Source organism: Devosia chinhatensis (genome assembly GCF_000969445.1).
Classification (GTDB): domain Bacteria; phylum Pseudomonadota; class Alphaproteobacteria; order Rhizobiales; family Devosiaceae; genus Devosia; species Devosia chinhatensis.
The window spans coordinates 971,335-986,703 of sequence record NZ_JZEY01000061.1 but is presented as its reverse complement, the minus strand read 5'-3'; the positions used below and the strand labels follow the sequence as shown (position 1 = coordinate 986,703).

The 15,369-nt window shown below is 62.9% G+C and carries 15 protein-coding genes; 6 read left to right on the top strand and 9 right to left on the bottom strand.

All coding sequences use genetic code 11. The features are described from left to right. Positions 1–283: 283 nt before the first annotated feature. Positions 284–1,207, top strand: coding sequence for a LysR family transcriptional regulator (locus VE26_RS15205; protein WP_046105983.1), 924 nt, complete (start codon positions 284–286; stop codon positions 1,205–1,207). A gap of 42 nt (positions 1,208–1,249) precedes the next feature. Further along, entirely contained in the window at positions 1,250–4,165 is a 2,916-nt protein-coding gene (locus VE26_RS15200) for an FAD-binding and (Fe-S)-binding domain-containing protein (protein ID WP_084620568.1), read from the top strand. A gap of 9 nt (positions 4,166–4,174) precedes the next feature. On the opposite strand, the gene VE26_RS15195 is transcribed toward VE26_RS15200, so the two are convergent. Then, entirely contained in the window at positions 4,175–4,765 is a 591-nt protein-coding gene (locus VE26_RS15195) for an SH3 domain-containing protein (protein WP_200897257.1), read from the bottom strand. Between the two features lie 69 nt (positions 4,766–4,834). Here VE26_RS15195 and VE26_RS15190 point away from each other — a divergent pair, with 69 nt between their 5' ends. From VE26_RS15190 to truB, 4 genes are all read left to right on the top strand, one after another. Then, positions 4,835–5,854, top strand: coding sequence for a 2-hydroxyacid dehydrogenase (locus VE26_RS15190; RefSeq protein ID WP_046105981.1), 1,020 nt, complete (start codon positions 4,835–4,837; stop codon positions 5,852–5,854). Positions 5,855–6,024: 170 nt separating this feature from the next. Then, positions 6,025–6,687: a hypothetical protein gene (locus tag VE26_RS15185; protein WP_046105980.1), complete on the top strand. Its 663-nt coding sequence runs from the start codon at positions 6,025–6,027 to the stop codon at positions 6,685–6,687. A 33-nt stretch (positions 6,688–6,720) separates the two neighbouring features. Then, a complete protein-coding gene (gene rbfA, locus VE26_RS15180; protein WP_046105979.1) occupies positions 6,721–7,131 on the top strand; it encodes a 30S ribosome-binding factor RbfA in 411 nt (136 codons plus the stop codon). Between the two features lie 3 nt (positions 7,132–7,134). Next, a complete protein-coding gene (truB, locus tag VE26_RS15175; RefSeq protein WP_046105978.1) occupies positions 7,135–8,043 on the top strand; it encodes a tRNA pseudouridine(55) synthase TruB in 909 nt (302 codons plus the stop codon). Here truB and VE26_RS15170 read toward each other — a convergent pair. From VE26_RS15170 to VE26_RS15135, 8 genes are all read right to left on the bottom strand, one after another. Beyond that, complete coding sequence (locus VE26_RS15170) at positions 8,033–9,166, bottom strand: MFS transporter (protein ID WP_046105977.1); 1,134 nt, start codon at positions 9,164–9,166, stop codon at positions 8,033–8,035. The genes truB and VE26_RS15170 overlap by 11 nt on opposite strands. Positions 9,167–9,202: 36 nt before the next feature. Further along, positions 9,203–9,670: an MmcB family DNA repair protein gene (locus VE26_RS15165; RefSeq protein WP_046105976.1), complete on the bottom strand. Its 468-nt coding sequence runs from the start codon at positions 9,668–9,670 to the stop codon at positions 9,203–9,205. Then, on the bottom strand, positions 9,663–10,853 hold the full coding sequence (locus tag VE26_RS15160; RefSeq protein ID WP_046105975.1) for an MFS transporter: 1,191 nt from the start codon (positions 10,851–10,853) through the stop codon (positions 9,663–9,665). Before VE26_RS15160 ends, VE26_RS15165 begins: the two co-directional genes overlap by 8 nt. Further along, positions 10,850–12,022, bottom strand: coding sequence for an MFS transporter (locus VE26_RS15155; RefSeq protein ID WP_046105974.1), 1,173 nt, complete (start codon positions 12,020–12,022; stop codon positions 10,850–10,852). The genes VE26_RS15160 and VE26_RS15155 overlap by 4 nt, the downstream gene beginning before the upstream one ends. 206 nt (positions 12,023–12,228) lie before the next feature. Beyond that, a complete protein-coding gene (locus VE26_RS15150) occupies positions 12,229–12,582 on the bottom strand; it encodes a septal ring lytic transglycosylase RlpA family protein (protein ID WP_046105973.1) in 354 nt (117 codons plus the stop codon). 458 nt (positions 12,583–13,040) lie between these two features. Beyond that, complete coding sequence (locus VE26_RS15145) at positions 13,041–13,676, bottom strand: peroxiredoxin (RefSeq protein ID WP_046106427.1); 636 nt, start codon at positions 13,674–13,676, stop codon at positions 13,041–13,043. Between the two features lie 160 nt (positions 13,677–13,836). Then, a complete protein-coding gene (locus tag VE26_RS15140; RefSeq protein ID WP_046105972.1) occupies positions 13,837–14,367 on the bottom strand; it encodes a CreA family protein in 531 nt (176 codons plus the stop codon). Between the two features lie 180 nt (positions 14,368–14,547). Beyond that, positions 14,548–15,369, bottom strand: a complete 822-nt coding sequence (locus tag VE26_RS15135) for an amino acid ABC transporter permease (protein WP_046105971.1) — start codon at positions 15,367–15,369, stop codon at positions 14,548–14,550.

Below are 15,369 nucleotides of genomic sequence, written 5' to 3'. Positions count from 1 at the left end.
GACGCTAACCTGCGGCACGCCCAAGGCAGAACCCACTTAAATAACCAGACAGTTACAGCTTAGCACGGCGGCGAGGCTATCGGCAACCTTCTTGTATGGAAGCCGGTCAGAGCCAGAATATCCTCGAGGGTGCTGAACCTTTTCTCTCATCCTCCGAACCGTGCAGATGCAAAGGTCGCCTGCGCAATTCGCCTCGACCGAGACAAGGAGTGTGTCGCAAAAAAAGGGGATGGAAAACTACGAAATCACGCGTCTAATATAGATTTTATCTATGGAGGCGTAGTTGGACAAACTTCTCAACCAGTTTCTGGCGGTGGCCGATGCGGGCACATTGAGCGGCGCTGCGACATCGCTGTTCATCACGCAGCCAACTCTCACCTTCAATATGCGCAAGCTGGAAGAAACCATTGGCGTGCCGCTGTTCGAACGGTCTTCGCGCGGCGTGCGGCTCACCCGCTATGGCGAAACGCTCTATGAGAACGCCCAGTTGATGCGCCGGCTCTATGACAACACGATGAACGCCATTGCCGACCAGCAATGCGGCACAGAGCGCGGCCTTTCGGTCGGCTCGGGCTATTCGTGGTGGAGCATGTTCCTCAAGGACATGATCATTGCCTATCAAAAGGAATTTCCCAAAGCTCCGGTGCAAGTGAGCCTGGGCAACCAATTGCGCCTCATGGACCAGATGCTCTCGGGCGACATCTCGATGTTCCTCGCCCATGAAATTGATGGATTGAGCTCAGCCATCGGCACCGAATTCATTCCGTTGACGCGGGTCTATAACGCTTTCTTCGTGCGTGCAGGCCATCCGCTCCTGGGAGAAAAGCGCAGCCAGGCCGAGGTGGATGCATACCCCATCGTCATCTCCTCGCTGGCGGAAAGTCGGCATGAAAGATTTTTCGATCCCTCGCGACGGCGTGCCCGGGTGGAAACAGTTTTTGATCGGGCGACCTATGCTTTCCGGTCCAATTCGCTCGCAGCCTGCATCGACTATACGCTGGCAACCGACGCGGTGCTGCTGCATACCCACGTCCTGCGCGACGACTTCAGCAGTCGTGGCCTGATGGAAGTAGACCAGCGCGGCGAGCCCAAGCGCGCGGTCACCGGCATCTATGTGCTCAAGGAACGTCGCGGCGACGAACGGGTGGAAGACCTGATCCTCCGCATCCAGGCAGCCGCCCACGCCGTTCTGCCCGCATTCGCCTAATTCCGCTTCGCAGCGCATTACTAACATGTTAGTACCAACAGCATGCAGACCACCGCCATTGCCTCGATACAGCCCAAGGCTCCCCACCCCGACAAGCTCGCCGCAGGCGAGCGCATCGCGACCCGTCTAAGGCCAGTGATAAAGGGCAGTATCCATACTGACCCGCTTATGACCTATGCCTGGAGCGGGGACGCCAGTTCCTATCGCCTCATCCCGGCAGTGGTGGTGTTCATCAATAGCGAGGACGAGGTGCGTGCGGTGTTCAGAGCTGCCCGCGCCGAAGGCCTGCCGGTGACGTTTCGCGCTGCGGGGACGTCGCTTTCGGGGCAGGCTGTTACCGATGGGGTCCTGGCCGTCCTCGGCGACGGTTGGCGGCAGTTGCACATTCTCGATGGCGCTGAGCGCATCACGCTGGGGCCGGCCATCATCGTGGCCGAGGCCAATAAGGCGCTCAAGCCTTTCGACCGCAAGATCGGCCCGGACCCCGCGAGCCAGGCCACCTGCAAGATTGGTGGCGTGGTCAACAACAATTCATCCGGCATGTGCTGCGGGGTTGCGCAGAATACCTATCACACCATGGCCCGCCTCAGGATCGTGCTGGCTGACGGGACCATGCTCGATTCGGGTGATGCCGAGAGCTGCGCGGCCTTTCGCGCCAGCCATGCCAGCATGCTCGAGGCGATCAGTGCGCTGCACCGTGACGTCATGGCTGATGCCGATCTGGTCGCACTGATCCGGAAAAAGTACCGGATCAAAAACACGGTCGGCTATTCCCTCAATGCGCTGGTCGATTATCATGACCCGCTTGATATTCTCATTCACCTGATGGTGGGCTCTGAGGGAACACTCGGCTTTGTCTCCGAGGTCACCTACAACACGGTTCCCGAACATCCCTACAAGGCCACCGGCCTCATTCCCTTCCCCGACCCGCAATCGGCGGGTCGCGCCATTATCGAAATGGCCAATGGCGGCGTGCAGGCGACGACGGGGATCACCGCTGCCGAATATATCGAGCGCCGGGCGCTGGCGACGGTGGAGCACCTGGCGCCCATGGCCCCGCTCCTGCCCTGGCTTACCGAGAATTCGCCGGCCGTACTGATCGATGTCACGGCGCCAGATGCGGCCACGTTGGCCGTGGAAGTGGCGAAGGCGGAAGAGCTTCTGGGGCGCCACGGCGCCACGCATGTCGAGTTCTCGACCGACGAAAAACGCAGCCATGCCCTTTGGGATATCCGCAAGGGCTTTTTCACTTCGGGCGGCGCGGCGCGGCCCAAGGGCACCTCGATGCTCACCGAAGACGTGGCGGCGCCCATCGAGCGGCTTGCCGAATTCGTGGTGGACATGCGCGACCTGCTCGACCGGCACGGCTATCACGATGCCATCATTTTCGGGCATGCCCTGGCCGGCAATTTGCATTTCCAGATGAGCGACAATTTCGCCGAGGCCGGCGCGGCAGAACGGTTCGATGCGCTCAACCAGGAATTGTCCGAACTTGTCTCGATCCGCTATGGCGGCTCGCTCAAGGCCGAACATGGCACCGGCCGGGCAATCGCTCCATTCGTGGAAGCCGAGTGGGGCAGCAAGGCCTATGCGATCATGCACGCGATCAAGACGATCTTCGACCCCGAGGGGCTGCTCAATCCTGGCGTGCTGCTCAATGCCGACAAGAAGGTGCACATCAAGAACCTCAAGATCATGCCGCTGGCCGACGAACTGGTCGATCTGTGCATCGAGTGCGGCTTCTGCGAACCCGCCTGCCCCAGCCATCACATGACCCTGACCCCGCGACAGCGCATTGCGGTAACGCGTGAGCGCGCACGCCTGCGCGCCAGCGGGGAGGACCCGGCGCGGCTGGCCCGGTTCGAGGCCGATTTCCAATATGCCGGGCTCGATACCTGCGCGGCCTGCAATCTCTGCGCCCTGCGCTGCCCGGTTGGCATCGAAACGGGCACCATGATCATCGGCGAACGCGCGAAGCGGCGTGGCGGAACGGCCCATATGGTGGCTCGGCTGGCTGCCGACCATCGCGGCAGTGTCGAAACGCTGATGCGCGGCGGTCTTGCCGTGGCCGATGCAGCCCGCGCTGTCATCCCCGCCCCCGCCGTCGAGGCCCTGACCGAAACGGGACGTCGCCTCACCGGCAAAAGACTGCCGCGGGTCTCCCGCGCCTTGCATCGCGGACCGGGGGCACCCAGAGCCCGCGATACACGACAAGATCCGCGACGGAGCGGCGTGCCAGTGCCGATCGCGCAGACTGGCCGCCCGAGCATCGTCTATTTTCCTGCCTGCCCCAGCCGGATGTTCGGCGCACCCAGCACCGAGCATGATCTGCTCTCGACGCCGGAGGCGATGGTCGTCCTGCTCGAACGTGCGGGCTATGACGTCATCCGGCCCGAGCAGACCAATGGCCAATGTTGCGGCCAGCCTTTCCAATCAAAGGGCTTTCCGGAAGACGCTGCAAGGGTGGGCGGTGCGCTGAGGTCAGAGCTTTCAACCCTTAGCGACGGCGGCCGGCTGCCGGTCGTGACCGATGCATCCACCTGCGCCAAGCATCTCAAGGACTTCCCCGGCGACGCGAGCGTTGCAGATTCCGCGCAATTCCTCATGAGCCATGTGCTGGGCAAGGTCACGATCACGCAGAAACTGCCCTCGCTCGCCGTACATCACAATTGTTCGGCGCAAAGGCTGGCTGAACAACCGATGACCGAAGCGATTGCGGCTGCCTGTGCCGACGAGGTGACGGTCTTGTCCTCGATCACCTGCTGCGGCTATGCCGGAGACAAGGGGCTGTTCGTGCCCGAGCTCAATGCGCATGCGACGCGGCGCGTTCGTCCGCAAATTCCGGATGGCTGCACGCTGGGTGTCTCCACCGTCTCGACCTGCGCCTCAGGCCTCAGCGAACACGCCGGCATTGCCTTTGTCAGCCTCGCCAGCCTGCTCGAATGGGCGACGCGGTAGGCCGAAGGGTCAGTCGAAGTCCTCATCGGGGTAGACACCCCAGAGTTCGGCCTGGCGCACCCAACCGTTATAGCTGGCGCGTTCATGCGGCTGGCCGGCCGAAACCTGACACCACTCACCGTTGCAGGCGCTGATCGTCACCTTCACACCGGATGCCAGGCGAGCGCGCAGGGGCGCTCCCTCGGACGGATTGGCCCGCATTTCGACTTCGCCATTGGCCAGGAGGGGGGTGGCATAGCCGATGCGCGTGCCCACGAGCAGGCTCTGGTGGACCCAGCCCTCGTCCCCCTCGCTGTCACGGATTTTGCGCCAGGTGTCGAATTCCTGGATGATTTCCACCGGCACGCCTGGCACGAGGAAGTTCCAGGCGATCTCATAGCGCGTCCCCGGCCCGACACGGACGTTGATGGGACTGGAGCGCGTGCTGACAAAGCGCGGCAAGGGCAAGCCACTGGGATTATCCTGTGCCAGAGGTGCCGAAGGCGCCACCGGAACGAGAAGCGCCAGAGCCAGAAACGTCAGCAGAAAAGGGCGCACAAGGCCCGAAATAGCGGGCAAACCGAACATCACTTTGCAGATGGGATGGATTTGTCCTATCACTAGACCATGATCCTTAATGGTCGCTAAAGGGCCTGCGAAAGCCGGCCTGGCCGATCCTATCCGGTACGCATGACATCCAGCAAAGCCAAGATTCTTGTCACGAGGCGCCTGCCCGCGAGCATCGAAGCCCGCATGGCGACCTTGTTCGAGACTGACGTCAATGAGGCCGACACCGCGCTGACGCCGGACGATATCCTGTTCGGGCTCGAGGGCAAGGATGTCCTGGTCTCAACCATCACCGACCGCATCGATGCCGGGCTGATCGCCCGCCTGCCGCAAAGCGTGCGGCTGATTGCCCAGTTCGGCAATGGCGTCGACAACATCGACCTCGATGCAGCCTGGTCGGCCGGGCTGACCGTCACCAATACGCCCTCGGTCCTGACCGAGGACACCGCCGACATGGCCACGGCACTGATGCTGGCCCTGCCGCGGCGCCTGCTCGAAGGCACGCAGATGCTGCTGCAGGACCGCGCCTGGGCCGGCTGGTCGCCGACTTCAATGCTGGGACACCGCCTGCGTGGCAAGGCCCTGGGTATCGTCGGAATGGGGCGCATCGGCACGGCTGTTGCCAGCCGGGCGCGTGCCTTCGGCCTTTCCATTCATTATTATTCCCGCAAGCGTCGGCCACCGGGCATAGAAACGCCGCTTGAAGCGACTTACTGGGACGATCTCGACGCCATGCTGGCCGCCGTGGACATCGTGACCCTTCACACGCCGCTGACGCGTGACACGCACCACATTCTTTCGGCCCGGCGCTTAGCCAGCATGAAGCCGGGTTCTCACCTGGTCAATGTCAGCCGGCCGGAACTGCTCGACGAGGCCGCCCTCATCGAGCAGCTGGAAGCCGGCCACCTTGCCGGGGCCGCGCTGGACGTGTTCGAGAACCATGACGGGATCAATCCGCGCCTGCTCGACCTGGCCCAGCAGGGACGGGTAGCCCTGACCGCGCATATGGCATCGGCCACGCTCGAAGCCCGCATCGAGATGGGCGAAACCGTCATCGTCAATATCCGCACCTTCATGGACGGGCATCAGCCGCCCCATCGCCTGCTGCCCGAGACCCCGGTGCCGCGCGGCCCGCAGGCGTGAGTGTTGCAGCATGTCCGCAGGCCCGGACTCATCGGATCGATGCCGATGGGGGGCACTTGCTTCTGCCTAAGTTCATCCCTAATCGTCCGATTGAGCGACCCATGCAGGGGGCGCTGATGGCTGGTCGGCATGGAGGCCACGCGCCTCATTTTCGGGTTTAGGAGAGCTTCGTGCTGCTCAAAAGACTTGTCAGCGTCATCTGGATGACCGGCCTTCTGATCTTGCCGGCCTTTGCGCAAACGCCACGCCCGACACCCCTTTCTGTCGAGAACGGCAATCTGGTGCTGCTGGCCCTCGACCAGCAGCTTGCACTGCCGCTGCCGGACTGGCTGGAACTGGACGGCGCCGGACCGGACGCGATCCTCGACCGGATGTCCGTGCAGTTCAGCGAAGACGCCTCCGAAGCCCGGCTCGAACTCTATCCGCGTGGAGAAGGAGAAGCGCTCTGGACCCGGCTCTACGGCGCCCGCCTGTTTCGCCAGCCCAATCTCTCCCTCACCGATCTGCGCTCGGTGATCATCAATGTCTATGCGCGTGCCTGCCGCCCCGATGCGGTTGCCCTGTTCCAGCTCGAGCCGGACAATGGCGAGGATATCCCTCCGCTCGGGTTTGTCTGTGGGGCCTATCTCGACCTGCCCGGATATGCAGGACAGGGAGAGGTCATGCTGGCGCGCTTCGTCAGGTCCGAGACTGGCGCAGCCATGGTCTACCAGGAGTGGCGGGGAGCAGCCTTTGATACCGCCGATCCGGCCAGCTGGCCCATCTCCGCGGCGCAGATCGAGCAGCGCGTTGAGGAGTTCAAGTCGGCGGCAGGAATAATCGCTGCGGATTGACGGCGGTCGCGGGAAAGCCTAAGCCGCTTGCCCATGAAAAAAGACCATAAGCCTACAGGCCCCAGCCAGCGCATGCTGCGTGTCGGTGAACTGGTCCGCCACGCCCTGGCGGCCATGTTTGCGCGCGGAGAAATCGAGGACGAAGCCTTGCGTGTCGCGGTGGTGACCGTGCCGGAAGTGCGCATGACGCCCGACCTCAAGATCGCCAATGCCTATGTCATGCCGCTGGGCGGCGCCCATGCCGACGAGATCGTGGCGGCGCTGAACCGCCATCGCAAGTTCGTACGCGGCCGGATCGCGCCGCAGATCGACCTCAAATATGCCCCTGAAATCCGCTTCTTCGTCGATGACACATTCGAGGAAGCCGGGCGGATCGACGCCCTGTTGCGTTCGGATCGCGTCAAGCGCGATCTCGATGACGAACCTGACGACAGCGAAGGCTGAACCTTGACCCAAGTCCGTTCCAAGAAGCGCGCCATCTCCGGATGGATCGTGCTCGACAAGCCTTATGACATGACCTCTACCCAGGCCGTGGGCAAGGTGCGCTGGCTTTTGTCCGCCGCCAAGGCCGGTCATGCCGGAACGCTTGACCCCCTGGCGACAGGTATCCTGCCGATCGCCCTGGGCGAAGCGACCAAGGCCGTGCCGCAGATTCAGGACGGCACCAAGGTCTATCGGTTCACAATAGGGTGGGGTCGCGCGACGACCACGGACGATGCCGAGGGGGAGGTCATAGCCACCTCGGACAAACGAGCTGACCAAGGGGCTCTCGAGGCCGTGCTGCCGCGCTTTATCGGAACGATCCTGCAGCGGCCGCCCGCATTTTCGGCCATCAAGGTCGATGGCGAACGCGCCTATGATCTGGCGCGCGCCGGCGAGACCGTCGAACTGGCGGCACGCCCCGTGGATATCGATACCATAAGCATTGTCGAACACGGCGGCGAGGCCAGTACGTTGGAAGTGACCTGCGGCAAGGGCACCTATGTCCGCTCGCTGGCACGTGACATCGCCGAGGCTCTGGGCACAGTCGGCCATGTGACAAAGCTGCACCGGGCCGCCGTGGGTCCGTTTACAGATGCCGATGCAGTCACGATCGACATGCTGGAAGCGGCCGAAGCCGGCCCGGCACGCGACGCCCTGATGGCTCCGGTGGCCCGCGGTCTGGCCGATCTTAAGGAAATCCGCCTCGATGCCGGGCAGGCAGGCGCTGTGTCGCACGGCAATTCCGTCCTCCTGACCGGTGCTGCCGCGCCAGCCCAGCTTGACGAGTGCTGGGTCAGCTTCAAGGGACAGGTATTGGCCACCGGATCGGTCGAATATGGCCAGTTCAAGCCGCGGCGGGTTTTCAACCTTTAGGCCTGAGCTGGCCTGCCATGACAAAGGTGAGCACAAGCAGCGGGATGAGGACGGCAAAGGCCATCCGCACGCCAAGCCCCTGAGCCACGGCGCCGATCAACACCGGAGCGCCGAGATTGACCAGCTGAAAGACCAGTGTCACCGAGGCGACGTTCTGCGAAGCCGGGCGGTCGCCCAGGCGCGCAGCGGCCGACAACATCAGCGGGTAGAGCACGCAGATGCCGATACCGACCAGTACAAACGCGAAGAGCCCCAGCCATGCATTGGGCGCCAGCACGACCATGGCCAGCCCCGATATTGCGACCAGTGCCAGCGCCCGGGCCACAAGGACGGGCTCGAAACGGTCAAGCACCCGGTCGGCGCCCAGCCGGCAGATGGCCATGGCGGCGACCAGCGCCGGCAGTGCGAGCGACTGCACCCAGGGTGCGACGTCGAAACTGTCGCGCAGATAGATGATGGCCCAGGCCCGGGACGCTCCCTCGGTAAGGCCCGCGCCCAGCCCGAAGGCCACAAGGCCCAGGGTGGCCAGGGTCGGCAGCGCCAGACGACGCCGTGTCTCCCCGGCATGCGGGCGCGGCACCGATATTGGCATGGGTCGGATGATTATCAGCAGCAGAATGACCAGGATTGGCGCCATGAAGCTTAAGTGCAGGGCTGGCGAAATAGAGAGGCCGCGCATCGTGGCTCCGATCAGGGCCGTGGCCAGAAAGCCAACGCTCCAGATGCCGTGGCAGGTGTTCATGATGCGCGCCCCGGACGTGGCCTCCACCCGGTCAGCCTCGACATTGATGGCAATGTTGGTGAGGGAAAATCCCACCCCGTTGAGGGCCAGCATCACAAAAAGGGCGATCGGATGCAGCAAAATGCCTGCCAGGGCGGAAGTGACGATCACTACGGGAAGAAACCAGAGAATGACCCTACGGGGGCCAAAGCGCTCGATGATGGCGCTGGAGACGAGGAACATAGGCAGCCCGCCCAGCGGCTGACCCATGAGCACAAGGCCCAGTTGCGCTTCCGAGAGGCCATTGAGCACCTGCAGGTCCGGAATGCGGGTCTGCACGGCACCAATGGCCAGGGCGTGGATGAAGAAGAGCGCGGCGATGCGCCAATGGGCCAAAATCATGAAGCGTCCAGAGTGGCGAGGCGCGAGCGCCCTGGTTCAGATGCGGGGGCCGGGATCCATCAGGATATGGATACGGTCGGCGCCCATGCGGGCAAGCTTGAGCATCAGCGCCTTGCGCCGCGCCGGGGCAAGCGGAGTGTCGGGGCTGTCGCGCAGAATGGCACCGTCATGGCCGTCGGCAACGATCAGTCCTTCGCTTTCAGGAAAGATTTCGGCGTCGAGCTCCGGCGGCTTGGCGAAAAAGAAGCGGTCGGAGAACTCGCGATATTCCGGCCATTTTCGGTCGACCTGGAAGTCGATCAGGCTCGACTTGATCTCGATGATCCAGATTTCGCCCTTGGGGCCGACCGCCAGCACATCTGCACGCCGCCCATTGGCGAGCGGCACCTCGGCAAAGCACGCCATGTCATGCCGTTCGCGCAGCATGCGCATGACGCCACGCTGCACCCGCAGCGCCGTCGCCGACTGGCGCAGATCGACAATGGGCGGCAGACCCTCAGCCATTGGGCCCGATCGGCTCGGGCGGCATATGCAAGGGCGTTTCGACCTTGTGCGTACCCAGGGCAAAGCTGGACGCCCAGAGCCCCGCCAGAAGCAGGGGCAGGCAGACGAGATAGGACGCCCGGATGTCGATGAATTCGGCCACGAAGCCCAGGAGCGGCGGGGCCAGGAAGAACACGACGAAGCTCACCTGTCCGAGCGCTGCCACGTTGACCGCGGCAGGGCGGTCGGTGCGCTGCGCAGCAGCCGACACGGCCAGGGGATAGACTGCCGAGCAGCCCGCGCCCATCAGGGCAAAACCGAGAAGCGCCAGCTCCGGCGAGGGCGCGATGCCAACGAGAAGTGCGCCGAGGCTGGCAAAGGCCAACATGACCATGGCCACGTTACGCGGGCCATAGCGGGTGACGATGGGATCGGCCGTCAGGCGCATCAGCGCCATGAAGAAGGCAAACAGCGTGAGGCCCATGCCCCCCACGAAGGGCTCCACCGCGAAGACCTCACCCATATAGATAGCGGACCAGTCGATGCCCGCGCCTTCGACGAGAAAGGCGGCAAAGCCGATGAGACAAAGCGGCAGCAGCGCCAAGGTGGGGAAGGCGAAACGATGGTGATCGGCATCGCCATCGCCGCGGACCGGTTTGGGCGCATTGGTGGCGCCGTAGATGAGGTAACCACCGACAAGCACAACGATCAGCGCGACAAGACCCATATGCAGGGCTGCCGAAAGACCTGACTGGCGGATTACGGCGCCGAACAGGGCCGTGATGAAAAATCCGACGCTCCAGAAGCCATGCGCCCGGTTCATGAACCGCCGGCCCGTCTGCGCTTCGAGACGGTCGATCTCGACATTGAGATTGATCTCCAGCGCGCCCGAAAGCAGACCGACGACGAACAGCACGGCGAACATGGCGGGGGCCGAGGGCAGCCAGGGGATAGTTGCAAAGAGGATCGCAGGCGTGAGCGTGGTAAAAAACGCCGTGGTTCGGAAACCGAGCCGCTCGATCACCGGCGCGCCCAGAGTGAGCGAGATCAGCGAGCCGATGGCCATGCCGATCATGGTCAGTCCCAGCTCTGCCTTGGTGACATCGAGATGCGCCTGGATATCAGGCAGGCGCGCCATGAGGGCGCCTGTGGTGACGGCGAAGAAGAAGAAGCAGGCATAGATGCGATGCTGAGGGGCGATCATGGCGTGACAAGCCTTGAAACCGGACGAGGGCGCAGGGCATGCGCGGTTGTCAGGCCCAGCAGCACCAGCGGCAGGCCGACACCAAAGGTCCACTGAATGCCGTAATGCTCAGCCACAAAGCCCAGGAGCGGCGGGCCGAGGAGGAATGCGGTGAAGGAAAACTGGGCGAGCGCCGCGACGTTGATGGCGGCGGGTCGGTCGGTCTGCTGCGCCGCCGCCGACATGGCCAGCGGAAACAGTGCGCTCGAGCCGATACCGATCATGGCAAAGCCCAGATAGGCCGCCCAGGCGGATGGCGCGAGGAAGACGATGATGACCCCTATGCCCAGGATGCACAGCAGGACCCGGGCCACGTTGACCGGACTATAGCGCTCGACAAAGCCATCGGCGAAGAACCTGGCAAAGGCCTGCGAGCCGGCGACGACGGCAACGGCGAAGCCGGCCCAGAACGGCTCGGCACCGAACATGTCGCGCATGTAGATGGCCGACCAGTCGATCCCGGCACCTTCCATGAGCATGGCCGACAGACAGACGCCGACCAGCATCATGATGGTGAAAGTGGGCTTGGCCAAGCGTGGCGTTTCATCGGTGCTGGAGCCGGAGCGATGGGGGGCGGGCTGAAATTTCCCGAGCAAAATCAACGTCACTATAAGGATGACCGGGATCATGCCGGCCAGGTGCCATTGCGGGGAAATGCCCATTTGCGCAATGAAGGCGCCGACCATGCCGGCGGAGAAAAAGCCGAGGCTCCAGAAGGCGTGGGCACGGCTCATGATGCGCTTGCCGACGGCGTGCTCGACGCGGTCTGCCTCGATATTGATGATCACCTCGATGGCCCCGATGGTGAGGCCCACCGGCACCAGCAGCAGGAAGAACATGAGCGGGCCGTCTGCCCACATGGACAGAGCGTAGAATACCGAGAGCAATGGAATGGCGACCAGCAGCACCCGGCGATAGCCCACGGCCTCGAGCAGGCGGCCGGCAAATGTCAATGAAATCAACGTTCCGAAGGCCGAACCGATCAGCGCCAGGCCCAATTGTCCCTCGCCCACGCCCATGGCCCGCTGGATGTCGGGCAGCCGTGGAAACATGGATCCCATGCAAAATGAATAAACGAAAAACGCCCCGAAGACCGTGATCTGGGGCGGCAGGGAGAGGCCGAATCGCATGTCAGGAAACGCTCAAAAGATCAGTCGCGGGCAAGGCTATGGCATTTTGAGCGCGCTGAGAATGGGCTTTTGTAACGTTGCCATCTCGTTGACATCGAGGGGCAATGGGTTAGCAGACTGTTGACGTTGAGCCTCGCATCGGGCCGCAATTGAAAAGGGCCGCTCTTCTGAGCGGCCCTTTTCAACGTCCTTATCAAAGACGTTGTCTATTCCTGAGCGATGCACACCGTGGTGACGCCGCGATTGCGGAAGCCGAGTGCGGTGGCAGCAGCCTTGGACAGATCGATGATGCGCTTGCCGTGGAAAGGGCCGCGATCATTGATCGTGACCTCGATCGAATTGCCGGTGCGCTGGTCGACCACTTCGACCTTGGTGCCGAATGGCAGGGAACGATGCGCCGCCGTCATGGCGTTCTCGTTGAAGGTTTCACCCGATGCGGCCTTCTTCCCGTGGAAGCCGGGGCCGTACCAGGAAGCGCCGCCACATTGGGCATAGGCTGCACTGGAAAAACTCAAGACACTTGCAGCACAGATGGCGGCGATAACGGCTTTCTTAGTCAATGATCCTGGCTCACTGAAATTGATGATGCCGGGATGTCTAAGAGGGGCGGACGGCCACAATGTGAGCAAATCCGGCCATCTCCGCCTCATTGGCCTGCCTGTTGCCCGATTGCCGCAGGGTTGGAGACGAAATCTGTTAACTGAACGCGTTAGACTCTTGGAAAGTGTAGAAATCGAATCCGGTGGATGGACGAATCATTGTCATACGCTCGTCCGATTCAGCGCGTTGGGAGAACCAGTTTGCGGGCTGTGGCCGATGGGCAACGGTTGCTTCAAAGTTCGCCCAGAGGCTTATTTTCTTGGGTTCCCTGGGGAAAAAGGCCGGAAATCTGGCCGGGACGGAGCGGTTTGCGGCTCGAATGTGGCGGGAAATCCTGTCTGGCGCGGCCGCCGGGACAAAAAAAGGGCGGTAGCCATGCCACCGCCCAGTCCGTCAGGGAAGAAAATTGGAGCCGTGATCAGCCGCGCGGCTGGGGCACGATGCGCAGGTAGGGCTTCAGCTCCTTCCAGCCTTCAGGATATTTGGTCTTGGCCTGTTCGTTGGAGACGGCGGGAACGATGATGACGTCTTCGCCGCTCTTCCAGTTGACCGGCGTCGCGACCTGGTGCTTGGCGGTGAGCTGCAGGCTGTCGATGACGCGCAGAACCTCATCGAAATTGCGGCCGGTGGAGGCCGGGTATTCGATCTTGAGCTTGACCTTCTTGTCGGGGCCGACGACGAAGACCGAGCGGACGGTCAGCGTATTGTCGGCATTGGGGTGGATCATGTCGTAAAGACGGGCCACCTTGCCCTCGGTATCGGCCAGGAGCGGAAAGTTGAGGGCGGCGCCCTGGGTTTCCTCGATATCCTTGGCCCAGCCGCCGTGATCCTCGAGCTTGTCTACCGAAAGCCCCAGCACCTTGACGCCGCGCTTTTCGAATTCCGGCTTGAGCTTGGCGGTATAGCCCAATTCTGTGGTGCAGACCGGGGTGAAGTTCTTGGGATGGCTGAACAGGACAGCCCAGGAGCCTTCGATATAGTCGTGAAAATGGATGGTGCCCTCGGTGGATTCGAGGGTGAAATCTGGGGCGGTATCGCCAATCAGGATCGCCATGTCGTTTTCCTCTTTGCCCGCTCCGAGCGGGTCATTCGTTGTGATTGAGAATATCGTGCCCGAGGCCGTCAGTTGAAGCGGGCAGGGGCGAAACGCTTTTGCCTTGTTGAGGGAGAGCCGGGCATCGTTTTGCCCAGCCACCCGCCAGACCGCAACGGCGCTATTCGCCGGTGACCATGATTGAACCCTGCATGGGCTGGGAGGCCGGGGCACCATTGGTCCAGGTAACGTCGAGCCCATTGAGCGGCACGACCGACAGGCTCATCTTGCCCGAGCCCTGCTGGATTTCGCGCGCATGGCCGAGATAGATCAGAGCATTGTTTGCCGCATCATAGATGCGGGTGACCCGAAGCGACTTCCAGATGAGCGAGCGACCTTGCTGGAAGATTTCCTGACCGCCGGCGCTGGTGCGGACATTGCCGATGGTGATCGGGCCGATGGCCGAGCAATCGAGCGCGGAATAGGACGGGTCCTCGAACCAATTGCCTTGGCTCACCCGGTCGATGAAGGAGCGGTTGAAGAAAGCCAGGTGGCAGACGACGCCCTGCACATCGGGGTCGGCCACCGCCTCGATGGAAATATCGTTGCCGGTCCAGTCGACGCCGACATTGCCCACCTCCCCGCCGCGGCCACAGGCCGCCAGGGCCAGAGCGGTAAAACCGAGAATGGCGACGCGCGCGACATGGTGCATGAAAGGCCTCCGGAATGATGGGGCAAAGATGGGGTGCGCGCGGGGGATAAGCAAGGTGGTGGTTGGCGAAGACGGCCCGCGTGTCGTGGCGATTGCAGCCCTCCCAGCCAGCCCTCGCTTCCGGGGCGGGCAGGAGCTGTGCGCTCCGGGGTGACGCAGGGTCCTTGGCGCGCTCCTGCGCTAGCGGCTGGCTTTGCGGTCCATGAACCGCTCCAGCCAGCGGACGAGGAGGGAGAGCGAAATGGTCATGGTGAGATAGAGGAAGGCCACGACATTGTAGGTTTCGAAGAACAGGAAGCTCGAGGAGGCCGAAAGCTTGCCGAGCTGGGTGATGTCCTGCACGCCCAGCGCCGAGACCAGGGCGCTGTCCTTGACCATGGAGACGAAGTCATTGCCCAGCGGCGGCAGGATGGTGCGCAGGGCCTGGGGAAAGATGATCAGCCGGAAGCAATGCCAGCGCGACAGGCCGAGCGAGCGCGCCGCCTCGATCTGGCCGCGCCCAACCGCTTCGATGCCGGCGCGGAACACTTCGGCAATGAAGGCGGAATAGCAGACGGTGAGCGCGAATATGGCGCGCCAGACGAAATCGAAGCCACGCACGGTGGCCGGGGCGATCCAGCCCCAGTCAATAAAGGGCGCCAATACCCAGTTGAACGCGCCCACCATGGCCGGAGCGGCCACGAAGGCGATGTAGAACAGAAAGACCAGGATAGGGATGCCGCGGATGATCTCGACATAAAAGGTGGCGAGCTCGCGCAGGGGGCGGATGGATGACGTGCGGGCCAGCGCCACCAGCAGGCCCAGCACGGTCGCTGCGACAAAGGCGATGCAGGTGACCCAGAGCGTGGTGAAGACGCCGCCCACCAGCGACTGGAAAATGCCCGAATAGGTCTGGTCGCTGGTGATGGCCCAGAGTCCGAGCACGAGGAGCAGCAGAATGGCGAGGAGCCAATAGGGCAGGCGCGCAAACAGCGACGGACGGCGATGGGGGCGAGCGGTCAT